General features: G+C 61.4%; 24 protein-coding genes. 13 read left to right on the forward strand and 11 right to left on the reverse strand.

Going from position 1 to position 20,877, the window contains the following annotated elements; genetic code table 11:
* Window positions 1-47: 47 nt before the first annotated feature.
* The 8 genes from AB4N33_RS08960 to AB4N33_RS08995 all read left to right on the forward strand — a co-directional run bounded on the left by AB4N33_RS08960 (window position 48) and on the right by AB4N33_RS08995 (window position 9,231).
* Window positions 48-848, forward strand: a complete 801-nt coding sequence (locus AB4N33_RS08960) for a DeoR/GlpR family DNA-binding transcription regulator (protein WP_476457035.1) — start codon at window positions 48-50, stop codon at window positions 846-848.
* The gene (locus tag AB4N33_RS08965; protein ID WP_476457036.1) at window positions 845-1,816 is read left to right on the forward strand and encodes an N-acetylglucosamine kinase; all 972 of its coding nucleotides are present in this window, start codon (window positions 845-847) and stop codon (window positions 1,814-1,816) included. The genes AB4N33_RS08960 and AB4N33_RS08965 overlap by 4 nt, the downstream gene beginning before the upstream one ends.
* Window positions 1,817-1,826: 10 nt before the next feature.
* Window positions 1,827-3,086: an extracellular solute-binding protein gene (locus AB4N33_RS08970; RefSeq protein WP_476457037.1), complete on the forward strand. Its 1,260-nt coding sequence runs from the start codon at window positions 1,827-1,829 to the stop codon at window positions 3,084-3,086.
* Window positions 3,086-3,991, forward strand: coding sequence for a carbohydrate ABC transporter permease (locus tag AB4N33_RS08975; protein ID WP_476457038.1), 906 nt, complete (start codon window positions 3,086-3,088; stop codon window positions 3,989-3,991). The genes AB4N33_RS08970 and AB4N33_RS08975 overlap by 1 nt, the downstream gene beginning before the upstream one ends.
* Window positions 3,991-4,866, forward strand: a complete 876-nt coding sequence (locus AB4N33_RS08980; RefSeq protein ID WP_476457039.1) for a carbohydrate ABC transporter permease — start codon at window positions 3,991-3,993, stop codon at window positions 4,864-4,866. Before AB4N33_RS08975 ends, AB4N33_RS08980 begins: the two co-directional genes overlap by 1 nt.
* A gap of 23 nt (window positions 4,867-4,889) precedes the next feature.
* Complete coding sequence (locus tag AB4N33_RS08985; RefSeq protein ID WP_476457040.1) at window positions 4,890-5,843, forward strand: SIS domain-containing protein; 954 nt, start codon at window positions 4,890-4,892, stop codon at window positions 5,841-5,843.
* Window positions 5,844-5,877: 34 nt separating this feature from the next.
* Window positions 5,878-6,957: an ABC transporter ATP-binding protein gene (locus AB4N33_RS08990; RefSeq protein ID WP_476457041.1), complete on the forward strand. Its 1,080-nt coding sequence runs from the start codon at window positions 5,878-5,880 to the stop codon at window positions 6,955-6,957.
* Between the two features lie 147 nt (window positions 6,958-7,104).
* Entirely contained in the window at window positions 7,105-9,231 is a 2,127-nt protein-coding gene (locus tag AB4N33_RS08995) for a TonB-dependent receptor family protein (RefSeq protein WP_476457042.1), read from the forward strand.
* Window positions 9,232-9,241: 10 nt separating this feature from the next.
* Here the strand turns inward: AB4N33_RS08995 and AB4N33_RS09000 are convergent, their stop codons facing one another.
* The 4 genes from AB4N33_RS09000 to AB4N33_RS09015 all read right to left on the reverse strand — a co-directional run bounded on the left by AB4N33_RS09000 (window position 9,242) and on the right by AB4N33_RS09015 (window position 11,816).
* The gene (locus tag AB4N33_RS09000) at window positions 9,242-9,403 is read right to left on the reverse strand and encodes a DUF2986 domain-containing protein (RefSeq protein ID WP_460125776.1); all 162 of its coding nucleotides are present in this window, start codon (window positions 9,401-9,403) and stop codon (window positions 9,242-9,244) included.
* A gap of 59 nt (window positions 9,404-9,462) precedes the next feature.
* On the reverse strand, window positions 9,463-10,074 hold the full coding sequence (locus AB4N33_RS09005) for a hypothetical protein (protein ID WP_476457043.1): 612 nt from the start codon (window positions 10,072-10,074) through the stop codon (window positions 9,463-9,465).
* Window positions 10,075-10,112: 38 nt separating this feature from the next.
* Window positions 10,113-10,583, reverse strand: a complete 471-nt coding sequence (locus tag AB4N33_RS09010) for a hypothetical protein (protein ID WP_476457044.1) — start codon at window positions 10,581-10,583, stop codon at window positions 10,113-10,115.
* 120 nt (window positions 10,584-10,703) lie between these two features.
* Entirely contained in the window at window positions 10,704-11,816 is a 1,113-nt protein-coding gene (locus AB4N33_RS09015; protein ID WP_476457045.1) for an alkene reductase, read from the reverse strand.
* 236 nt (window positions 11,817-12,052) lie between these two features.
* On the opposite strand from AB4N33_RS09015, the gene AB4N33_RS09020 reads away from it, so the two are divergent.
* The gene (locus AB4N33_RS09020; RefSeq protein WP_460141949.1) at window positions 12,053-12,292 is read left to right on the forward strand and encodes a hypothetical protein; all 240 of its coding nucleotides are present in this window, start codon (window positions 12,053-12,055) and stop codon (window positions 12,290-12,292) included.
* Between the two features lie 38 nt (window positions 12,293-12,330).
* Here AB4N33_RS09020 and AB4N33_RS09025 read toward each other — a convergent pair whose 3' ends face one another.
* Complete coding sequence (locus AB4N33_RS09025) at window positions 12,331-13,257, reverse strand: Gfo/Idh/MocA family protein (protein WP_476457046.1); 927 nt, start codon at window positions 13,255-13,257, stop codon at window positions 12,331-12,333.
* A 194-nt stretch (window positions 13,258-13,451) separates the two neighbouring features.
* Between AB4N33_RS09025 and AB4N33_RS09030 the strand changes: the two genes are divergently transcribed.
* Window positions 13,452-14,552 (forward strand): acyltransferase family protein, encoded by a 1,101-nt coding sequence (locus AB4N33_RS09030; RefSeq protein ID WP_476457047.1) that lies wholly within the window; start codon window positions 13,452-13,454, stop codon window positions 14,550-14,552.
* Window positions 14,553-14,678: 126 nt separating this feature from the next.
* Here AB4N33_RS09030 and AB4N33_RS09035 read toward each other — a convergent pair whose 3' ends face one another.
* Window positions 14,679-15,131, reverse strand: a complete 453-nt coding sequence (locus tag AB4N33_RS09035; protein ID WP_476457048.1) for a winged helix-turn-helix transcriptional regulator — start codon at window positions 15,129-15,131, stop codon at window positions 14,679-14,681.
* Between the two features lie 110 nt (window positions 15,132-15,241).
* Between AB4N33_RS09035 and AB4N33_RS09040 the strand changes: the two genes are divergently transcribed.
* The gene (locus AB4N33_RS09040; protein ID WP_476457049.1) at window positions 15,242-16,465 is read left to right on the forward strand and encodes an MFS transporter; all 1,224 of its coding nucleotides are present in this window, start codon (window positions 15,242-15,244) and stop codon (window positions 16,463-16,465) included.
* The gene (locus AB4N33_RS09045; protein WP_460141954.1) at window positions 16,462-17,358 is read left to right on the forward strand and encodes an EamA family transporter; all 897 of its coding nucleotides are present in this window, start codon (window positions 16,462-16,464) and stop codon (window positions 17,356-17,358) included. The genes AB4N33_RS09040 and AB4N33_RS09045 overlap by 4 nt, the downstream gene beginning before the upstream one ends.
* Here AB4N33_RS09045 and AB4N33_RS09050 read toward each other — a convergent pair.
* From AB4N33_RS09050 to AB4N33_RS09060, 3 genes are all read right to left on the reverse strand, one after another.
* Entirely contained in the window at window positions 17,353-17,568 is a 216-nt protein-coding gene (locus AB4N33_RS09050) for a hypervirulence associated TUDOR domain-containing protein (protein WP_460141955.1), read from the reverse strand. The genes AB4N33_RS09045 and AB4N33_RS09050 overlap by 6 nt on opposite strands.
* A gap of 76 nt (window positions 17,569-17,644) precedes the next feature.
* Complete coding sequence (locus AB4N33_RS09055; protein WP_476457050.1) at window positions 17,645-18,163, reverse strand: nuclear transport factor 2 family protein; 519 nt, start codon at window positions 18,161-18,163, stop codon at window positions 17,645-17,647.
* Window positions 18,164-18,183: 20 nt separating this feature from the next.
* On the reverse strand, window positions 18,184-19,254 hold the full coding sequence (locus tag AB4N33_RS09060) for an aldo/keto reductase (protein ID WP_476457051.1): 1,071 nt from the start codon (window positions 19,252-19,254) through the stop codon (window positions 18,184-18,186).
* Between the two features lie 129 nt (window positions 19,255-19,383).
* On the opposite strand from AB4N33_RS09060, the gene AB4N33_RS09065 reads away from it, so the two are divergent.
* Window positions 19,384-20,280: an AraC family transcriptional regulator gene (locus tag AB4N33_RS09065; protein WP_476457052.1), complete on the forward strand. Its 897-nt coding sequence runs from the start codon at window positions 19,384-19,386 to the stop codon at window positions 20,278-20,280.
* Window positions 20,281-20,303: 23 nt separating this feature from the next.
* On the opposite strand, the gene AB4N33_RS09070 is transcribed toward AB4N33_RS09065, so the two are convergent.
* Both AB4N33_RS09070 and AB4N33_RS09075 read right to left on the reverse strand, forming a co-directional pair.
* On the reverse strand, window positions 20,304-20,681 hold the full coding sequence (locus AB4N33_RS09070) for a hypothetical protein (protein ID WP_476457053.1): 378 nt from the start codon (window positions 20,679-20,681) through the stop codon (window positions 20,304-20,306).
* Window positions 20,682-20,697: 16 nt separating this feature from the next.
* The gene (locus AB4N33_RS09075; RefSeq protein ID WP_476457054.1) at window positions 20,698-20,838 is read right to left on the reverse strand and encodes a hypothetical protein; all 141 of its coding nucleotides are present in this window, start codon (window positions 20,836-20,838) and stop codon (window positions 20,698-20,700) included.
* Window positions 20,839-20,877 lie beyond the last annotated feature (39 nt).

Here is a 20,877-nt window from a genome sequence, read left to right on the forward strand (position 1 = left end):
TTTAGGCTTTATATTTCATTCCAATGAATCACTAACGAGCATTCAAAGTGACCAAAGACGAGCGCCTTTCCCTCATCTGTCAGCACCTCTACAGCCATGGCGAAAGCACCATTCAAACCATTGCCGAAGTTGCGGATGCTTCTCTTGCCACGGTGCGTCGCGATCTGTTGAGCCTAGAGGCTGACGGCACCATCCACCGCACCCACGGTGGTGCGCGTATCGCCAAGAGCGCCGGAGTCGAAGTAGCCTTCGATCTGCGCGAGAACCAGAACCTGTACGCCAAACGCGCCATCGCCGACCTGGCCTATGAACAGATCGCTCCCGGCTCGACTGTCTTCCTTGACGCCGGCACCACAGTGTTGCAACTGGCTCGTCGGTTGCGCCTGGATCCATTGCCTCTGTCGGTGTTCACCAACTGCCTGAACGTCGCCCAGGTGCTGATGAACACCCCCGGCATCAAGATCGTCCTGCTCGGTGGCCAGTTGCGTGCCGAAAATGCATCGATGGTCGGTGCCCTCGCCGAAGCGATGATCGAAAACCTGTGGTTCGATCAACTGTTCCTCGGTGCCGGCGCCATAGCCCCGGACGCTTGCATCTACAGCCTCGACGCCAGCGAAGCGCAGTTGAACCAGAAAATGCTCGCCCGCGCGGCCAGTACGTTGTTACTGGTGGACTCGAGCAAATTCGATCAACGCCTGACGTACCGCGTGGCCCCACTGGATAACGCGCTAACCGTCATCAGCGACGAGCAGTTGTCGGCCAGTTGGTGGACCCGGTTACGCGAGCAAGGCTGCACGACAATGCAAGCGTCCAGCCAAAGCGCCGCCGCTCGGGACAGTCAGGCATGAAAGACTGCGTGCTGGGCCTGGACGGTGGCGGCTCGAAAACCCTGGTCGCGGTTGCCGATCGCCAAGGTCGAGTGTTGCATCTGCACACGGCTGCCGGTCTCGACCCGACGGCTAACGCCCAGTGGTCCACGCAATTGCACGCTTTGTTGCAAGTCCCTGCTCGATCCTCATTAAGCGCGGCCGTCGTCGGCCTGCCACTGCACGGTGAATTGGCCCAATGCTCGGCCGCCCAACGCGACGTCGTGAGCCAGGCGCTGCCCTGCGCGGCCATCGTTGAAAACGATGTGCGCATTGCCTTCGACGGCGCGTTCGCCGGCCAGGGCGCCGGCGTGCTGATGCTGGCCGGTACCGGTTCAATGGCCTGGGCCAGCCGCAACGAACCAGGCGCCGAGCATGTTCGGGTCGGTGGCTGGGGCGATGTGTTCGGTGATGAAGGCAGCGCTTACTGGATCGGCTGCCGGGCGCTGATTCTCGCCAGTCGTACCCTCGATGGCCGCGACTCACAGCCGCGCTTGACCCAGGCCCTGTTCGATCACCTGAGACTGAAGCCGGAGCAATTGGCTGACTGGGTCTACAGCATCAGCAATCGTCGCCCAGCGATTGCTGCTCTTGCCGAGCAGGTGTCGGCCTGGGCAGCAGCAGGCGATCCGGCAGCCAACCGCATTCTCGACGAAGCCGCAGCGCACTTGGCCGAACACATCACTGCCGCCTGGGGACGACTGAGGCTCAGCGGTTCGCCAACCTGGAGTTATGCCGGCGGAGTATTCACCAACCCGTTGATGATGGACGCCATTGGCCGTCGTCTCGGCGCTGTCGCGCGCGCACCGTGTCTGCCGCCAGTGGGCGGTGCCCTGTGGCGTGCTGCGCAAAACGCGGGATGGAACCCCGATAACCGCTGGATCGAACAGCTTTCCCTGAACCTTCGTACCTCACTTGCACTGCCGTCAACCTCCCCCTTCCCTATGTAGAGGTTTTGCCATGCTCCGACGCCATTTGCTCGCTTCACTCGCGCTGTTGCCGTTGTCGTTTGCGGTCCCGAACTTCGCTGTCCTGGCCAATGCGGCCAATGTCACCGAAGTGCTGTTGCCGCCATGGGGGACGCTGCCCAAGGCCATGACCGATCGCCTGGGCAGCGAAACCGGGGTAACGCTGGATGCGCAGACGTTGGGCTGGGACCAGATACTCACCAAAGTCGCGACGTCGATGATTGCTGGCAGTCCACCCGCCGACACAACCGAAGTGGATTGGTCATGGGTTGGTCAATTCGGCGCGGCCAATTGGTACCAGCCGCTTAACGATGCAGTGGACGCTGAGACACTTGCCGATATCCCGGCGGCGAAGTTCTTCATGTTCGATGGCAAGCTGTTGGCAGTGCCCTACGCCAACGACTTTCGCGTGCTGATCTACAACCGCGATCACCTCAGCCGTGCTGGCATCAGCGCCGCACCGACCACGCCTGAACAACTGCTGGCGGACGCCAGGGCGATCAAGGCGAAGAACATCAGCCAGTACCCGATCGCCCTGCCCCTGTCGGCCAGTGAAGGCAGCGCAACCGCCTGGTATCTGCTGACCAAGGTATTCGGCGGTGAACTGTTCAACGACCAGCTCGAACCACAATTCATCAAGCCTGACTCCGCCGGCTACCGGGCCATGGCGTTCGAGATAGACGCCCTCAAGCAAGGCCTGATCAGCCCGGCGGCTACCGGCCTGAAAGACGTCGAAGTCCAGGAACTGTTCAAGAAAGGCGATGCCACGTTCGACCTGGCGGGCTGGGCCGGCAATGTCGCGGTGTACGGCGACCCGAGCAAGTCGCAGGTGGCTGAGCATGTTGCTGCCGCACTGATGCTTACCACCACTGGCACCGCGCGAACCATCGGTCTGCCGGAAGCCATGGGTATTCCGAGTTCGGCGAAGAACCCTGCCGGAGCCAAAACCTTTATCAATTGGTTCATCAAGCCTGAGAACCAGATAGAGAGCTACAAGACCCTGGGCAATCTGCCAACCCGTACCAGCGTGCTGCGCCAACTCAACAGCGAAGGCAAGCTCAAGAGCGGAGACGTGATTCTGCAGCAGGCCGGGTTGGTCGACCCGCTGTTCAAGCAGGGCACGCCCGTCTGGTACCCCCAATTCACCAGTGCAGTGTCCAGCGCTTTGAACCAGGCTGCCAAAGGTCAACTCACCGTTGATCAGGCTGTCGCGCAGATTGCTGACGAAGCCAAGAGCGCGATGCAGCCGTGATGACTCTAGCCTTGATCCGGGAGCGCTTGCGCCCCACACCGGGTGAAACCTGGCTGGGTCTGGCGTATGTGGCGCCGATTATTCTGGTGATGGCCAGTCTGGTATTCGTGCCGCTGGTGACCACGGTACTCGACAGCCTTTACCGTATCGACCCCATGCGCCCCGGCACGCCTTTCGTGGGTCTGCTCAACTATCAGAACCTGGTGGCAGACAGCAACGTTCAGCACGCCACCTGGAACACCCTGGTGTACGTGGTCCTTGCAGTGGTGCTGGAGACGCTCGGTGGCCTGGCAGCCGCCCTGCTGTTGAACAAGGTGCGTCATGGCCGCCAGTGGTTGCTGGCCATCCTGGTCCTTCCCTGGTGCCTGCCGCCGGTGGTCAACGCGTTGGTCTGGCTGTGGATCTACAACCCCAGCTATGGCGTGTTGAACAACCTGCTCAAGGCGATCGGCCTGATCAGCGAAAATCAGGTCTGGTTCAACGATCACCACACTGCGTTGCTGTTGATCGCACTGGTGCACGTGTGGCGCATGTTGCCGTTGACCGCGATTATCCTGCTGGCGGCGTTGCAGGCTATTCCGGGCGACCTGTATGAAGCGGCAAAACTTGACGGTGCAGGACGCTTCAAATGCTTTCGCATGATCACCCTCCCCCTCATAGCCGGTGGCCTGGCCATTGCCTTGAGCCAATCGACGGTGTTTGCCTTCAACCTGTTCGATGAAGCCTGGATTCTCAACGGCGCGAGCCTGGACACCCGAAGCCTGATCATCCAGGTCTACATGTCGGCCTTCCAGAACCTGAAATTCTCCTATGGCATGGCGCTATCGGTGCTGGCGATGCTGGCGTCGCTACTGGTGTCGATGATCTACGTGCTCAAGGTCTACCGCGAAACGAGGTTCGATTGATGCGCCGATATTTCCTCGAAGGCCTGAGCAAGGCCGGCTTCTGCCTGGCGATCCTGGCGCTGGTGCTGTGGTCACTGGGCCCGGTGTACTGGGCGGTCATCACCAGCTTCACCGACCCGCGCGACATGCTCAGCGGCGAGCTGAGCCTGTGGCCGCAACACCCGACTCTGGAACACTTCGCCAAGTTGTTCGGCGCCAGCAGTCTGTCCCAGGGCAATGAGGTGCAATCGGTATGGCCACAGTTTTCCCGGGCGTTCATCAACAGCCTGGTGACCTCGGTGGCGGCAACCTTAGTGACCCTGGTGGTGGCCGCGTTCGGGGGCTACGCCTTCGTGCGCCTGCGCTTTCCCGGCCGCGACCTGCTGTTCGCGCTGGTCGTGGCGAGCATGGCGGTGCCCGCCTACACGGTGATGATTCCGTTGTATCGGCTGATGATCAGCCTGCAACTGATCGACACCTACCTGGGCGTGACGCTGATCTACGTGTCGGCTTTCCTGCCGCTGGCCCTGTGGCTGATGCGCAGCGTCTACCAGTCGTTGCCGGTGTCGCTGGAAGAAGCGGCGTGGCTGGATGGTGCAGGCCGCACCTACACCCTGGTGCGCATCGTCTTGCCACTGGCTGCGCCAGGCTTGATTGCCACCGCGATCCTCACCTTCCTCAGTGCCTGGGGTCAGTTCATGGTGCCGCTGGTGTTCTCGCCGTCACTGGCCACCAAGTCACTGACTGTTTTGATCCCTGAGTTCGTCACACGCAATTACGTCGACTACGGCCTGATGAACGCCGCCGGTGTGGTCGCGATGTTACCTCCAGTCTTGCTGGTGATTTTCCTCAACCGTTTCCTGGTGCGCGGGCTGATTGCCGGCGCGACCAAATAGCCCCTGTTTAAAGGACTCACGCCATGAACATCACTGAACAAGTCATCGTTGAGCAATTCCCTTTCTGGCAGCCGGCGTTGACGCAGCCACTGCCCGATTTCCGTGCCGCCACCCTGGTGGTGGTCGGGTGCGGCACTTCCTATTACCTGGCACAAAGCGTAGCCAGCGCCTTGAACCTCCAGGGCCAACGCGCCATTGCCGTGCCCGGTGGTGAATGGGCTCGACGTCCCGAGGCTTACCTGGCGGACATGACCGGCGTTAAGGTCATCGCGTTGTCGCGTAGCGGCGAGTCCACTGAAACCGTGCAGGCCGTCGACGCCAGCCGCGCCCGCGGCCTATCGACACTGGGCATTACCTGCGAGCAGGACAGCAGCCTGGCAAAACGTAGCGACGAGGTGTTGTTCGCGCCGACGCACGCCCTCGAAGGCATTGTGATGAGCAGCTCGGCCAGCCTGATGCTATTGCTCGGTTTGCGCCTGGCCGGCGCCCCTCTCGAACCGAACATTGCCCAGAGTGCCGAAGGGGCGATGCGCGCCCTCGACAGCCAATTGAGTTCTGCAGTGCTGTCGCGTTCGCACTTCGTCTACCTGGGCGGCGGCGCCTTCTTCGGCCTGGCGAGCGAAGGTGCGCTGAAGTTGCAGGAAATGAGTCTGACCTACACCCAGGTATTCCACCCGCTGGAATATCGCCACGGTCCGGTCAGCCTGGTCGACGCCAACACCTGCGTGGTCCTCATTTACAGTCCCGACAGTCTCGACGAAGAACACACGCTGTGCGCAGAGTTACAAGCCAAGGGCGCGGTGGTGATCGGTATCGGCGGCCCCGGCGATTTGTCGATCGACATCGCACAGCAAGGCCTGGATCGCAACCTGGCAATCCTCCCCGCCCTGCAATTGTTCGGCGAACGCCTGGCCCAGTACAAACAGCTGGACAGCACGGCACCGCGCCACCTGACCAAGGTCGTGCAACTCTCCTGAATCCGCGGGTCCTGACACAGGTGATCTTCTCGCTATGGCAACGGTCAACATCCGGCAACTACGTAAAAACTATGGTTCGATCCCCGTGCTCCACGGCATTGACCTGTCCATCGCCGACGGTCAATTCGTCTCGCTGGTCGGGGCATCCGGCTGCGGCAAATCCACTCTGCTGCGGATGATCGCCGGCCTGGAATCGGTCAGCGCCGGCACCATCGAACTCAACGGGCGGGTTATCAATGATATATCGCCCAAGGACCGGGACATCGCCATGGTGTTCCAGAACTATGCGCTGTATCCGCACATGACGGTGGCGCAGAACATGGGGTTCAGCCTGCACCTGCGCAAGGAATCCCCCGAACGAATCGACAACGCCGTACGGGAAACCGCCGAGCTGCTGGGGCTCACGCCTTACCTGGATCGCCATCCCAAGGCTCTGTCCGGCGGCCAGCGCCAGCGGGTCGCCATGGGCCGGGCCATCGTGCGCCAGCCTCAGGTGTTTCTGTTCGACGAACCGCTGTCCAACCTGGACGCAAAACTGCGGGTGCAGATGCGCATCGAGATCCGCACCCTGCAACGCCGGCTCGGCACGACCGCCATCTACGTGACCCACGATCAGATGGAAGCCATGACCATGTCAGACCTGATCGTGGTGATGAATGCCGGGCGCATCGAGCAGGTGGGCGCGCCCATCGAAGTCTACGACCGCCCGGCCAATCTGTTCGTCGCCACCTTCATCGGTTCCCCGGCAATGAACCTGATCGAGGGTGTGCTCGAACACGAAGGCGGCGAGTCGTCTTTGCGCGTTGGCGAACACCTGATCGCCCTCGGCCGCCAGGTCGACCGGCCTGCATTATCCGCGCTGGTGGTTGGCATCCGGCCGGAGCATCTCACCCTCGCCTCGGTGGACGGCGCCACGTTTACCCTGCCGTTCAGCGTCGAGCTGATCGAACCGACCGGCGCCGACAGCCACGTCTATGGACGGGCGTGTGACGCCCAGGTCGTGGCGTCATTGTCACGTCGCGACACCCTGGCGCTGGGCGAGCAGGTCACGTTGCGCGGGCGCTGCGAACAGCTGCATGTGTTCGACAAAACCACAGGCATGCGGGTGGATTGAAGCCTGGCAGGTGTGGCGCGGGTGTCTGTGCTCGCGTCATCCTGGCGATTCACGCCAGCAAAAAAACAAAATTCCCATGTGTTTCCTTCGTCCCTCCCTACGTCGCAGTTTTTCACTGCCTTTTCCCGCACGTCTGGAGTTTTCTCAATGCCCTCGCCCAAATCCTTGCCCGCCGCGCTGCTGGGCCTGGCGCTCGTGTGTCCGCCCCTGGCAGAAGCCCAGGGCCTGGAGCTGGGGGAAGTGCTGATCGGCGCAGAAGAGCCAGGCAGCGAAGAGCAATCGATCGAAGACGCCAAGGCCCGACTGGCCGAGGTGCCCGGCGGCACCAATGTGGTGGACATGCGTCGCACGTTGCAGGGACGGGTGGCCAGCAACCAGGATGTGCTGGCCTATCAACCCGGGGTCTACGCACAATCGGCGGGCAATGAAGGGGTGAAGATTTCGATCCGTGGCTCTGGGATCAACCGGGCGCCGGGCGCCCATGCGTCAGGGCTGTACACGATGCTCGACGGCCTGCCGCTGACCGGTCCCGGTGGCACGCCCTACGAATTGCTCGAACCGTTGTGGGTCGAGCATGTGGAGGTATTGCGCGGCGCCAACGGTTTTGATCGCGGTGCCCTGGCGCTGGGCGGTGCCATCGATTACGTCAGTCACACCGGCTACACGGCGCCGCGCTTGCAGGTGCGCTATGCCACGGGCAGCCATGGTTATCAACAGCGGCAAGTCAGCTCTGGTCAGGTACTGGGTAACTTCGACTACTACCTGTCCCTGACAGACGCCAATGCCGATGGTTATCAGGACCACACCGCCAGCGAGAGTCAGGGGGTGATCGCCAACTTCGGCTATCGCTTTAACCCGAACCTGGAAACGCGCTTCTACCTTCGCTACCGCCAGACTGACAACGACCTCGCCGGCCGGGTGACCAAGCACTCCATCGAGCACAACCCACGGGCGGCCAACCCCGCCTACGTGTCGCGCGATGATCGACGCAAACAGCCAGGCAGCACCTTCATCGGCAACAAGACCACGTTTTATCTCGATGACGATTCCAGCATCGAGACAGGCCTTGTCTGGCACGACTACCCGATGGACCTGCGCGAAGGCCCCAACCGCTTGAAGGTGGCTTACACCGATGTCAGCGGCACGTTCGACTACAAGCGGCGCGATACCTTGTGGGGCCTGCAAAGCCGCAGCACCGTGGGCCTGCGCGTGACCAAACACTTGCCCAATGCCGGGGCCAGCGAGCTGGTGCGCATCCCCGGTGGCAACACCGCGGGCTACGCACCGGGCACCCACATGCGCAACTTTACCTATCAAGGTTCGGACACTGTCCTGCATGCAGGCAATGACCTGGAGATTGCCGATGACTTGTGGTTGACCACCGGCCTGGCCGCCATCTACACCCGCCGTGAAAGTGCCGTGACCTACCCCGAGGGTGGCGGCAAGACCAGCATGGGCGATTGGGACTACGCGCCACGCCTGGGCCTGCGCTACCAGGTGACCCCTGATTTGCAGGTGTTCGGTAACCTCAGTCGCTCCGTCGAAGGGCCGCACCCGTGGTCGCTGATCTACAGCGCCAACCAACGCTTCGCCCCCGGCAACGGCCCGGCGACCGGAACCCAACGCGATCCGATCGAGCTGCAAAACCAGACGGCGACGACCCTGGAATTGGGCGGTCGTGGCGACAGCGCCGTCGGCCAATGGACCCTTTCCTGGTACTACTCGCAAGTCCGCCACGAATTGCTCTCGGTGCTGCCGGACGCCAACGCCACCACGCCTTACGAGCTCAACGCCAGCCCCACGGTGCATCAGGGCGTGGAAGCCAGCCTGCAAAGCCCGCTGTGGTCAGGCGACGATGGCGGTGAGCTGAGCCTGCGCCAAAGCTACACCTTCAGCGATTTTCACTACCGCGACGACGATCGCTTCGGCGACAACCGCCTGCCGGGGTTGCCGATGCATTACTACCAGGGCGAACTGCGCTACGACTGGCCACAAGGCTTCTTTGCCGCAATCAATACGCAGTGGGTGTCCAAGGTCGCGGTGGATTACGCCAACAGCTACTACGCCGATCCCTACGCCCTCTTCGGCGCCACCCTGGGTTACAACGCCCCCAAGGGTGACTGGCAGACCTGGCTGGACATCCGCAACCTGACCGACAAGCGCTACGCCGCCACGGTGACGCCGGGCTACGACGACAAGGGCCTGGACGCCGCCCGCTCCACACCAGGCGAGGGTTTGGCGGCGTATGTCGGGGTGTCGTGGAGCTGGCGTTGACGGCGGACGATCAACTCTCGGACGGGGTGACGGCGTCATCGCCAGCTTCGGCCGCCAACTTCGCGCGGTCAGCCTTGCTGATGTACTGGGGTTTGCTCTTCGGCGCCAGCTTGGCACTGGCCTTTTTGGCATTGGCTTTAAGTATCTGATTGATTTTCTTGCGGCGATTCATGTCTTTCTACTCGGGCATTCAACGTTGGAAACAAGCAGGCTAACCCGCATTGTCCCGCGTTATTGAAACTTGCACAGCCCCTTTCCAAAAACATCCTCGGCCTTGCTGCTGGGCCAGCCTGGAAATTGCAGGTCCTGCGACAGATCGGTGATCGCCACGTTGGCCAGGAACGGGTGCGCTTTCTTGATATCGACGACCGCCTTGGCAAAGTCGTCGCGATTGGCCAGGCACAGGGTCAGTGCATTGCCATGGAAGCTGCCGATGTAGACCGCGTCTCCTGGCTTGACGGTAAACCTAAGCGGTTTTTTCAGGTCGACGCTCATGCCGTCATAAAAGCGGTAGAACCAATGGGTGATTTCATAGGTGCCGGCCGGCACTTCATAGACGAAGGTGTTGCCCATGATATTGCGGCTACCCTGGACTTCGTTGTTCTGGTCCAGCGTGGTCAACTCGATGCGCGTGGCCGTGGCCTGCGGATTGGGGTCCTGGTATTTGAGCATCACGTGCAGGCCATGGGGCTGGGTCAGGAACCCCTCCGACACGTAACCGACGATGATGGCTTTCCGGGGGTCGATGGGGGTGTTCTCATCGGCCCGCTCGATCATGTTGGAGGGGCTGACGCAGCCACCCAACGACAGCAGCGCGACGAGCACCAGCATCCACTTGTTCATCCGTTGTTTCCCTGTGGTGAAATTGCGTTCGGTCCTGATCAATCGTTGGTCAGGAACACCGTGGTTTCCTGGCCTTCCTGCACAACCACCCGCCTGACGATGGAATTCATGTCGACATAGCTCCAGACGAAGTAGGTGCCAGCGGGCACGGCATCGAACTTGAACTCGCCGGTGCTGGTGCTGAACGTGCGACGGGTCAGCTTGTCGATCCGCGGGTCCATGCGGTCAGGCAAGCGGATGCCGGCCCGTTCGGCCTGCTGGCGCTTTTCCGTATAGGGCGTGGCCGGCCACATCAACATGTTGCTGTTGTTGCCCTGGACCACTCGGCCCCGGCGGTCGGTGAAGTAGAGCTTGCCGGAAATGGAGCCAACGCCTGCGGTGGCCTGCGCCACCATCAGTTGCGCGTATTCGGCTTCGGGCATTGGGGAGATGGGTTTCTCCGGGGTGTTGGTCGCACACCCTGCCAGGATCAAGACCAGGAATGCAGCAGTAAAGCGGCGTACAGCCATTAGAGACTCCATGTATCGCTCAGGTAATCGTGCGAGGCCAGTTAAGCCCTGCACACGGCGTGCGAGATGATACATGGAGTGATTGAGCTTTTTGCCATCACTTATGACGCTGCACCCTGGTCAGCCCAGTTTCGCATAGTCGGTATAACCCGCCTGCGTACCCCCGAAGAATGTCGAACCGTCAGCAAGATTCAAAGGCGCGCCTAGTCGCAGACGCAGTGGCAGGTCCGGGTTGGCAATGAATGAACGCCCGAACGCAATCAAATCCGCCCGGCCGTTGGCCAAGGCCTTTTCCGCGCTTTGCTTGTCGTATCCGCCCGCCAGGATCAGTGTGCCGCGCCAGGCCGCACGCAGCGCCAGAATGATACGGTCCCACGCGGGATCGACCTCCTCGTCCTTGACCGTGCCGACGATTTGCGGCTCGACCAGGTGCAGATAGGCGAGCGTGCGTGCGTCGAGTGCTTTGACCACGTATCCGAAAGTCTCCTCAGGTGTGGCATCGCCCATGCCCATGAAGCGCCCCATGGGTGTAAGGCGAACGCCAACGCGGTGCGCACCGACTTCCGCGACGACCGCATCGGCCACCTCAATGAGGAAACGGGCCCGGTTTTCGATGGAGCCGCCGTAGGCGTCGGTTCGCAGGTTGCTGTTGGAATTGATGAACTGGTCCAGCAGATAGCCGTTACCTGCGTGAATTTCGACACCGTCCATCCCTGCGTCGATGGCACGTCTGGCGGCAACACGATAATCGTCGATGATGAAGGCGATCTCGTCTTTTGTCAGTTCACGGGGCACCGGTACGTCGACCCATTCCCCGTTGCCCTGTGCACCTTCGACGTAAGTCTTGCCCGGTACAGGCTGCGCGCTCGGACCAACCGGCAAACCACCCCCTGGTTGAAATGAAGGATGGGACACCCGGCCGACATGCCACATTTGCAGGAAAATCCTGCCGCCTTCGCCGTGAACGGCATCGGCCACACGTGCCCATCCCGCCACCTGTTCATCGGTGTAGATCCCTGGCGTCCAGGCATAACCCTGCGCCTGCTGGGAAATTTGCGAGGCTTCGGTGATGATTAGCGCAGCACTGGCGCGCTGGCGATAGTATTCAACGTTCAGGTCGGTCGGGGCATTACCGGGACGGCTGGCCCGCGAGCGAGTCAGGGGCGCCATCACGATACGATGGGGAAGTTGCAGGTTACCCAGTTGAATGGGATCGAACAGGGACGTGGTCATGTAGGCGGACTCCTTTTTGATAAAGGAGGCCAGCGTAGGCTCGCCGGGCATGTCCCGGAATCCATCGAACGGGCAATACAGCGTTGCGCCGACAGCAATGGGCTGGGCAGCGCGCACCGCCCCACGCCAAAGCAGCACTTGCGTTTCGTCATGCCACGGATTATTTCTAGCAATACGTGCGCTCCGTACCAACGGATGCACAGCCAATAAAACCAAGATTCGCCGAGGATCCCTGCTTGAGAACTTTTGACCTCATTCGCGACGCCGTACTGCCCGAATACCGTGATCGAGTGGCAGAGTACCTGGTCCCGTACGAAACCATCCTGGTGCGCGAAAGCACCCCCGATCCCGAGCAGGTGCGGGCGACCGCCAATCAGTTACGCGGCTATCTACGCGGCTTGAATACCACGCGGGTGCTGGGCATGGCCGAATGGGAAGAGCTGGATCGTCGGGTGCTGAACACCTGGCTGGAATGACCACGGCAGGCAGATACCTGCCGCGGTGCCGATCCCGATTAATCGTAGAACGGCTCAGCCAGCGTACGACTGCCGACGAAAAAGCTGTCCGCCACCAACCGCAGCGGCTGCAAATCCAGATCGCTGGCCTTGTCGCCGATCAGTTGCTGGAAGTGCCGATACACGGCGGCATACTCACCCTCCTCTGATACCGATTGGCGCACACCATCGATGCTCAACCGTGCGCCACCGTTATCCAGGCGCAAGGTACCTTCGCTGCAACGAATTTCGATGCTCCAGAGCTCGTCATGGCCGTGATCGAAGTCGAACTCGGCCCGCACATCGAGCTGGCGCGCGTCGGCCATTTTGATGGAAGCGGCAATCGGCGACTGGCAGTTGCTCGGTACCCGCAACTCGGCCGATTCGACAAACAACGGCAGCGGCAACAGGTGAGTGGCGATCGACAGGGCGTTAATGCCCGGGTCGAATACGCCCAGGCCGCCCGGTTGCCAAATCCAGGCCTGGCCGGGGTGCCATTTGCGTACATCTTCCTTCCAGTCGATCTGCACACTTTGCAGTGTGCGGCTGGCCAGCCAGTCGCGGGCGGGTTCGATGCCCGGCGCGTAGCGTGAGTGCCAGGCAAACAATGCGCTGACACCCTGGTTGCCGGCCTGATCCGCCAGCGCCATCGCTTCGCCCAAGGTGGCGCACGGCGGCTTTTCTACCAGTACGTGTTTGCCCGCGGCCAGTGCTTGTTGCACCAGCGCGAATCGTCCTTGTGGTGGCGTGCAGAAGGCAATCGCATCCACCTGCGGGCCCTTTTCCAGCATTTCGTCCAGGGACTTGAAGTTCTCAACCCCGGCACAGGGCTGCCCCTGGGTGGCAACGGACACCAGTTGGAAAGCGGGATTGGCCTTGATCGCTGGCACGTGTTGATCCTGGGCGATCTTGCCGTAACCCACCAGGCCGAGACGGATCGGTAACATCAATGACTCCTTGTTGTTTGTCTTGTTTGAATCAGCGAACGGGAAAGATACGTCTGTCTCGCGGGGAAGTCATCGACGGCGTGCATGCGTTGGCGTTCTGCCCCGTTGACAAGCCCCGCCAGGTGCTAAGCTGCGACTCAGTGGTTGCATTACAGAACGATAAGAATCCGTAGCTGGACAATGGAGACGCGGGAATGAGTGTAATCACCACTGACGATAAGCATCGCCTCGCCCTGGTCGACGCCCTGCGCTGCTTCGCAGCCTTCTGGGTGGTGTTGTTCCACCTGTCCGAAGGCACTCACATCCCCACCCTTCTTGCCGCCATCCCGCACTGGGTCAAGTATGCGGTGTTCGATGCCGGTCACCTGGGCGTGCCGATCTTTTTCGTATTGAGCGGTATCGTCATGGCGACCACCACGGCGCGGGTGACGATGAACAATGCCAACGCGGCCAACTTTGTCGCGCGCCGCCTGGTGCGCCTGGCCCCGCCCTACTATGCGGCCATCGCCCTGGGTGTGGCGGTGATTGCCGCCAAACGGATGTTCGGTCAACCCGATGTGGCTCTTCCCGGGGCTACGGATATTTTCGCGCACATGCTGTTTCTCCAGGATTTCCTGGGCATCAGGAACATCATCACAGTGTTCTGGACCCTGTGCATCGAGGTGCAGTTCTACATCGCCTTTGCATTGCTGATGTGGCTGGCTGACCAGGCCGCCGGCAGTGAAACGTTCAAATCGCGCAATCACTTCATTTGGGCCAGTGCGCTGCTGGCGCTGCTGTGGCCCACCGAACTCATCCATTCGATCGGCTGGAAAGGCGGCTTTATTGCGTTCTGGTACAGCTTCATGACAGGCGTGCTGTGCGCCCAAACCCTGTCCGGCACGCTGCAGAGCCGGGTTGTCGCCATGGGGTACAGCGCCGTGGTTTTGTTGATCGGGGTGCTCGGTGACGATTCATTTGCCATGGCGGCCGGATTGACCGGCCTGTCGTTTTGCCTGCTGCTCAATCGGTCCGTCACACTGGGCTTGCTGGCCAGTTATCCGGTGCAGAAGATGGCGCTGATTTCCTACAGCCTGTACCTGTTCCATTCCCCGGTGACCGGGACATTAATGCGGGTGTACCGGCGTTTCATGCCCGACGGCCTGGCCTCGGACATCCTGGCGACGGTGCTGATCATCGTCTGCTGCATCGTCGTGGCCGCCATTGCCTACCGCCTGTTCGAACGCCCCGCCATCGCCTGGAGCCGACGCATCAAGTTCAAGCGCAACGACGCCCCGATCACCGCGCCCCTGTAGGAGCGAGCACGCTCGCGATGGAGGCCCGGGCACCGCGGGCGTCCAGGCAGCCGCGTCATCGTTCACGACCATCGCGAGCAATCGAGCGTCAACCGGCGCTCCTGCAGGGGAACGGTGGGAACTGCCTCACTCGACCACAACCCTCACCCGCCGACAATCCGCCGGCCCCAGCTTGCGGCCACTGGCCGAGCGCACTTCTATGGGCATCACCGGCTCGCCGCCCTCGTCGTCGAGCAACATCGAGCGTGTCTCACCAGGCTCGAACAGGAACCGCTCCCCCCACTGACGCAGGCTGACGACTATCGGAAAGACTTCACGTCCCTTTTCCGTCAGCACGTATTCCTTGTAGGCACTGCCGTCCGAGGCTGGTCGCACGTCGAACACCCCCACCTCCACCAGTGCTTTCAACCGCGCAGTCAATATGTTCTTGGCCACGCCCAGGTTCTTCTGGAAATCACTGAAACGGCGAATGTCGTCAAACGCGTCGCGGATGATCATCAGCGACCAGCGATCGCCAATGGCTTGCAGTGTCCTGGCGACCGGGCACTCGTTGGCTTGCGGTGAAGTGTCTTGCACCATCGCTTGCTCCTCGCAAAATCGCACTTAAATCTGGTTGCATTTTGAAACCTGATCCAGCAACCTGCCCATCAGGTTTTAAATTGAAACCAGTTTAACCGACGGAGCCGCACATGACAGCTGATACCGCAGTTCGCCAAGCCGACTCGCCTGCGGGGCTTTCGCCATCACTGACCCTGCTGTTTTCCATGACCTGTGCGCTTGCAGTCGCCAACATCTACTTCGCACAGCCCTTGCTCGACACCATGGCCCAAGACCTGAACGTCGCGCCGTCTCTGATTGGCAGGGTGGTGACGGCGACGCAGGTGGGTTATGCGCTGGGCTTGTTGTTCATCGTCCCGCTGGGCGACTTGCTGAACCGCAAATGGCTGATTCTGGCGCAAGTGCTCGCCACTTCCGTGGCCCTGGCGGCGGTCGGCTCGGCCGAGCAGTGGTGGGTGCTGTTGGCGTCGATGATCGCTGTCGGGCTGCTCGCCGTGGTGGTTCAGGTGCTGGTGGCCTACGCTGCCGTGCTGGCGACACCCGCACAACGTGGGCAGGCGGTGGGAACCGTCACCAGCGGTATCGTCCTGGGCATCCTGATGGCCCGGTTAACCTCGGGGCTGATTGCCGATCTCGCCGGTTGGCGCGCCGTATATTTCGTTTCATCCGGGCTCATGCTCGCCCTCGCGGTGGTGCTCTACAACATGGCACCGGACGCTGCAGCCCCCCGAGTCAGGCACAGCTACCCAGCGCTCATCCGCTCGCTGTTGGCGTTGTTCCTGACCGAACCGACCCTGCGCATCAGAGGCCTGTTTGCCCTGCTGATCTTCGCCGCCTTCTCCGTGCTCTGGACAGCCATGGTCCTGCCCTTGAGCGCCCCGCCGCTGTCGCTTTCCCATACCGCCATCGGCCTGTTTGGCCTGGCGGGTATTGCCGGCGCCCTGGCCGCCAGGCGAGCCGGTCGCTGGGCCGACCAAGGTTTTGGCCAACGGGTGACCGGCCTGTCGTTGGCGCTCCTGACAGTGTCGTGGCTGCCCATCGCGTTTGCGCAAACCTCGCTGCTCGCGCTGGTTGTCGGCGTGATCCTGCTCGACTACGCCGTGCAGGCCGTTCACGTCACCAACCAGAGCCTGATTTTCACCGCGCGCCCCGACGCGCAAAGCCGCATGGTCGGCGCTTACATGTGCTTTTATTCGGTGGGCAGCGCGCTTGGCGCCGCCGCCGCGACCCAGGTGTACGCGCTATGGGGCTGGCCCGCGGTGAGCCTGGTGGGTGGGTCGATCAGCGCAACGGCATTGCTTCTGTGGTTTTTCACCCGACAACTCCCCGCAATCGATCAAGGACCCTGCGCATGAAGACACGGCACTTGCTGCTCGCCATTTCCATCACCGCCATCTGGGGGCTGAACTTCTCGGTGATCAAACTGGGGCTGAGCACCGTCGACCCGCTGATTCTCGCCGGCCTGCGCTTCAGCCTCTGCGCCGTGCCCGCCCTCTTTTTCATCCCCAAACCCGATGTGCAATGGCGCTACATCATTGGCTACGGTCTGGTATTCGGCATCGGACTGTGGGGCGTGGTCAACCTGGGGATCAAGGCCGGACTGTCTGCCGGCATCGCTTCGCTGGTGCTGCAGTTCAGCGCGTTTTTCACCATCCTGCTGGGTGCGTGGGTGTTCAAGGAAACGGTCTCACGCTATCAACTGGCGGGTATGGCCATCGCGTTATGCGGCTTGTTGAGCATTCTTTCCATTGTCGACGGCACCGTTACCGCCGCCGGGCTGATCCTGGTATTGCTGGGTGCAGTGGCCTGGAGTGCGGCCAACGTGATCAACAAAAAGGCCCGAACCACCCAGGTGTTCGCCTTCCTCGTGTGGTCCAGCGCGTTTTCGCCGATCCCGCTGTTTGCGCTGGAATACGCCGTGAACGGTTCGGCGGGTTACAGCGCCCTGGTCCACCAACTGGACTATCGTGCCGTGCTGTCAATTCTGTTCCAGGTGTACCCCAACACGCTGTTCGGTTACTGGGTGTGGAATTCACTGCTGAAGCAATACCCGGTTTCCACCGTCGCTCCATTGTCCTTGCTGGTGCCGGTGTTCGGTTTGCTGGGTTCGGTGATGATTTTCGATGAGAGGCTGTCGATCAACAAAATCGTGGCGGTGGTGCTGATTGTTGCGGGGCTGGGTGTCGGTCTTTACGGCCAGCGTATGCTGGACGCCGTGCGCAGTCGCGTGAATCGTTGCGCTTCATGATCCAGTGCGATGCAGCGCCTCGCCATGGTGCATCGCCAGGTGACCGGTCTTGTCACTCCTGACCTCGTATTGCGGGGCATCCTTGGATGCCGGGCGATGGCGCCCCATGAACTCGACATCCTTGACGTGCACTTTGACGACCTTGCCGTGGATGATCCCGGCCTCGGAATTCCAGCGCACCGCGTCCCCGACCTTCAATGATGTGCTCATTTTCCTTTCTCCGTGCCTGTCTGTTCTGTTGTAGAACCGCCAGGCACGGAGAGATTCAGTTTGATCGGCCTTCTGACTAATCCGCCGCCTGTTCAGGGATACGCCGCAACACGTCGTCATAAGGGGCCAGATCAAGAAAGGCCGTGGCCTCGAACGCCTTACCGTCGCGCATATGGAAGATCCAGGCATAGCTGTTGCGATACGCCTGCCCGTCACGCGCCGTACCAACGCCGTCCCATTGAATGATCACGTGATCGCCATCGGCCCATATCTGCTTGCGGACGGGCCGGACCGGGCTGGACAGGCGCGAAACGAAGGGGCGTACCGCTTGTTCTACGAATGCATCCACCCCTCGATATTCACCCGCACTGGGGCCTGAGCCCTTGATGGTCCAGACGACATCCGGTGTCAGGATGTCGCTGAAGAATGTGGTGCCACCGGCGGCCCAGCGGTCAAAGGCTTCGGTGACGTGCTGTTTGTTTCGTGCTTCGACAGCCATCATTGAGTTGGCGCTGGCCCCGGTCGACCCTGTTCCCAGGCCCACCAGCACAGCCAGTGTCATCGAGCGCACGCGTTGCAAGGTGATGGAACTCATTAATATGCCTCCTTCGACTATCACACCCGGCGCTGCAATTGAGCGCCACCGAATATCAGTTGCTGGACCATAGGCCGAGAGACGAAGCGCCCCGGAAAGATAGGCTCGGGAGCGCTGGCTTGATTCAACTGGGCGATGTGCTCGTCAGCCAGTTGCAAACTGAGGGCACCCAGATTATCCCGTGCCTGGGCCAGCGTCCTGGCGCCCATCACGGGGGCCGCCACCGCCGGATTGAGCAGCGTCCAAGCCAGGGCGACCTGAGATGGCGTGGCGCCCACCTCGTCGGCAACGGCTGCCACCACGCTGGCAATTTGCAGGGAGCGTTCATTCATATGCCCCGAAGAGCTGATCACACCCTTGCGCGTCGCCGAGACGTTAGCTTCGCTGGCCTGGCCCAGATCCTCACGAGCGTATTTGCCGGTGAGGATTCCGCCGCCCAAGGGTGACCATGGCAAGACTCCCAGCCCCATGGACTGCGCCATCGGCATCAACTCATGTTCGACGCTGCGTTCCACCAGGCTGTACTCGATCTGCAATGCCACCAGGGGCGACCAGCCGCGCAATGTGGCGAGGGTTTGCAGTTCGGCGATTTTCCACGCCGGGGTGTTGCAGATACCGAGGTAGAGCACCTTGCCGCTACGCACCAGATCATCAAGGGCGCGCATGACTTCCTCGGCGCCGGTGGTGAAGTCCCACGCGTGCAAGTAGAGCAATTCGATGCGGTCGGTATCGAGTTGCTTGAGGCTGGTCTCCACCGAGCGCATCAGGTTCATGCGATGGTTGCCACCCGAGTTGGGATCACTGGGATCGCGGGCCATGGTGAACTTGGTCGACACAACCAGGCGGTCACGTTTGCCCTTGAGGAACTGGCCAAGAATGCGCTCAGAGGCGCCATTGGTGTAGTTGACCGCCGTGTCGATCAGGTTGCCGCCATGATCGACGTAGGCATCGAAAATCTGCCGGGCTTCAGCTTCGTCCGCCCCCCATCCCCAGTCGGCGCCAAACGTCATGGTGCCGAGGGCAAGGGGCGAAACGCGCATACCTGATCGTCCGAGCAGGCGGTAGTGGTCGAGTGCTGTGGTTGCAGGCATTATGGCCTCCTTACAGAATTGGATGCTGACGGGTACGAAACAAGTCTGCCCGCCAAGGCCCGCACGCTTATAGATGAATCGTCCTTCCTTCTTGCATGATTATCCGAGCCGGCGTTTAACGGAGTTCCCATGGAATCTTTGCAAAGCCTGATCGACCTCATCAGTCGCCATGCGCCCACTGACGGTATTCATGACACACCGATCCCCGGGGTCAGTCTTGTTCGCTCCAGCAAACCCACCATCCCGATGCCCGTGGTCTACGAACCGACGCTGTGCCTGATTGCCCAGGGTCGCAAACATGTGGTGGCAGGCAGCGCGTCGTATGTCTACGACGCTGCCACGCACCTGGTGGCGTCCGTGGACATTCCCGTCATGGGCTCGGTCATCGAGGCCAGCGAGCAGGCGCCTTACCTGTGCCTGGTGCTGGATCTGGACATGAGCGTATTGAGTGAGCTCGCCCTGCGCCATCGCGCACCGGATGACACGACCGACCTGCCGACATCGGGCATCGAGCTCAACACGACCACCGCGCCGATGCTGGACGCCGCCGTCCGGCTCGCCAGGCTCCTGGATATCCCAGCCGACATCGAAGAGCTGGCGCCTTTGGTCATTCGCGAGATGCTGTATCGCCTGCTCACCGGCAACGCCAACGGAATCGTCCGGCAGATGGCCAGGGGAGATAGCCGCTTGAACCAGATCGGCCGTGCCATCGCGTGGATACGCAACCACTACCACGAAGCTTGCCGGATCGAAGAAATGGCCGACGTTGCAGGCATGAGCCGCTCGACGTTCCACGCCCACTTCAAGGCCGTCACCGCCATGACCCCACTGGAATTTCGCAGTCAATTACGCCTGCAGGAAGCCCGGCGCCTGATGGTGGCGCAGGCGTTCGATGCCGCCGGCGCCGGCTATCGCGTGGGCTACGATAGCCCTTCGCAGTTCAGCCGCGACTATGTGCGCATGTTTGGACTGCCGCCGGGCAAGGATGCACAGCGGCTGCGCAACACGGTCGAATGGTCCACCTAGCGGCCGGACTTCGCTGGCGGGCTTCACGGTCGGTTCTCTGCCCGCGTCGGCATCGTCCAGTCACCTGGCCGTTTATCATGAATGGACGGCTCGCGCGGCTGTCCCTCGTAGGCGAACGCCACCAGATAAACCGCCAGCGCGAAGGCTGCCAGGGCGGCACGGCCCATTGGGTTGGCGTCCTTTGACAGCCCACCACCCGTCGCGAACTGCACCGTGCCCCCACGCAGGTAGTTGAACACTGCCTGCCCGAACAGTGCCTGCAGCATCAGGACGGTCCAGAAGCGCTCCCAATCCCCGGTGAAACGGGCGAACGCGTTGACCAGAGTCGCGACGATCATCAATGTCAGAACCACGTATCGGTGGCGCCTCAAGAACACCAGAATTTTGCTTTGCGCTTCCATCGAACGCTTTCCTGCGTTATTTCTTCGACCGCTGCGACCAGCCGATGACCATGAACACCAGTCCGGGCAACCAGAAACCGGTGTTCCCCGTACTGATGCCGATGGCAAGCAGAGGCAGCCCTACAACAAACAGTGGGTGTTTGAATGCAGTATCCATTGCGCGAACCCTCCCTGAAAATGGCGGTCAGTTAACCAT

Source organism: Pseudomonas sp. S1_E05 (assembly GCF_056337105.1).

What these genes read in the sequence shown, in the direction of transcription:
- AB4N33_RS09070 (WP_476457053.1), bottom strand. Translation starts at nt 20,681, where the DNA reads ATGGAAGCGCAAAGCAAAATTCTGGTGTTCTTGAGGCGCCACCGATAC.
- AB4N33_RS08975 (WP_476457038.1), top strand. Translation starts at nt 3,086, where the DNA reads ATGACTCTAGCCTTGATCCGGGAGCGCTTGCGCCCCACACCGGGTGAA.
- AB4N33_RS09025 (WP_476457046.1), bottom strand. Translation starts at nt 13,257, where the DNA reads ATGTTACCGATCCGTCTCGGCCTGGTGGGTTACGGCAAGATCGCCCAG.
- AB4N33_RS08965 (WP_476457036.1), top strand. Translation starts at nt 845, where the DNA reads ATGAAAGACTGCGTGCTGGGCCTGGACGGTGGCGGCTCGAAAACCCTG.
- AB4N33_RS09010 (WP_476457044.1), bottom strand. Translation starts at nt 10,583, where the DNA reads ATGGCTGTACGCCGCTTTACTGCTGCATTCCTGGTCTTGATCCTGGCA.
- AB4N33_RS09015 (WP_476457045.1), bottom strand. Translation starts at nt 11,816, where the DNA reads ATGACCACGTCCCTGTTCGATCCCATTCAACTGGGTAACCTGCAACTT.
- AB4N33_RS09030 (WP_476457047.1), top strand. Translation starts at nt 13,452, where the DNA reads ATGAGTGTAATCACCACTGACGATAAGCATCGCCTCGCCCTGGTCGAC.
- AB4N33_RS09065 (WP_476457052.1), top strand. Translation starts at nt 19,384, where the DNA reads ATGGAATCTTTGCAAAGCCTGATCGACCTCATCAGTCGCCATGCGCCC.
- AB4N33_RS09035 (WP_476457048.1), bottom strand. Translation starts at nt 15,131, where the DNA reads ATGGTGCAAGACACTTCACCGCAAGCCAACGAGTGCCCGGTCGCCAGG.
- AB4N33_RS08995 (WP_476457042.1), top strand. Translation starts at nt 7,105, where the DNA reads ATGCCCTCGCCCAAATCCTTGCCCGCCGCGCTGCTGGGCCTGGCGCTC.
- AB4N33_RS09000 (WP_460125776.1), bottom strand. Translation starts at nt 9,403, where the DNA reads ATGAATCGCCGCAAGAAAATCAATCAGATACTTAAAGCCAATGCCAAA.
- AB4N33_RS08985 (WP_476457040.1), top strand. Translation starts at nt 4,890, where the DNA reads ATGAACATCACTGAACAAGTCATCGTTGAGCAATTCCCTTTCTGGCAG.
- AB4N33_RS09005 (WP_476457043.1), bottom strand. Translation starts at nt 10,074, where the DNA reads ATGAACAAGTGGATGCTGGTGCTCGTCGCGCTGCTGTCGTTGGGTGGC.
- AB4N33_RS09050 (WP_460141955.1), bottom strand. Translation starts at nt 17,568, where the DNA reads ATGAGCACATCATTGAAGGTCGGGGACGCGGTGCGCTGGAATTCCGAG.
- AB4N33_RS09045 (WP_460141954.1), top strand. Translation starts at nt 16,462, where the DNA reads ATGAAGACACGGCACTTGCTGCTCGCCATTTCCATCACCGCCATCTGG.
- AB4N33_RS08990 (WP_476457041.1), top strand. Translation starts at nt 5,878, where the DNA reads ATGGCAACGGTCAACATCCGGCAACTACGTAAAAACTATGGTTCGATC.
- AB4N33_RS08970 (WP_476457037.1), top strand. Translation starts at nt 1,827, where the DNA reads ATGCTCCGACGCCATTTGCTCGCTTCACTCGCGCTGTTGCCGTTGTCG.
- AB4N33_RS09040 (WP_476457049.1), top strand. Translation starts at nt 15,242, where the DNA reads ATGACAGCTGATACCGCAGTTCGCCAAGCCGACTCGCCTGCGGGGCTT.
- AB4N33_RS09060 (WP_476457051.1), bottom strand. Translation starts at nt 19,254, where the DNA reads ATGCCTGCAACCACAGCACTCGACCACTACCGCCTGCTCGGACGATCA.
- AB4N33_RS09055 (WP_476457050.1), bottom strand. Translation starts at nt 18,163, where the DNA reads ATGAGTTCCATCACCTTGCAACGCGTGCGCTCGATGACACTGGCTGTG.
- AB4N33_RS09075 (WP_476457054.1), bottom strand. Translation starts at nt 20,838, where the DNA reads ATGGATACTGCATTCAAACACCCACTGTTTGTTGTAGGGCTGCCTCTG.
- AB4N33_RS08980 (WP_476457039.1), top strand. Translation starts at nt 3,991, where the DNA reads ATGCGCCGATATTTCCTCGAAGGCCTGAGCAAGGCCGGCTTCTGCCTG.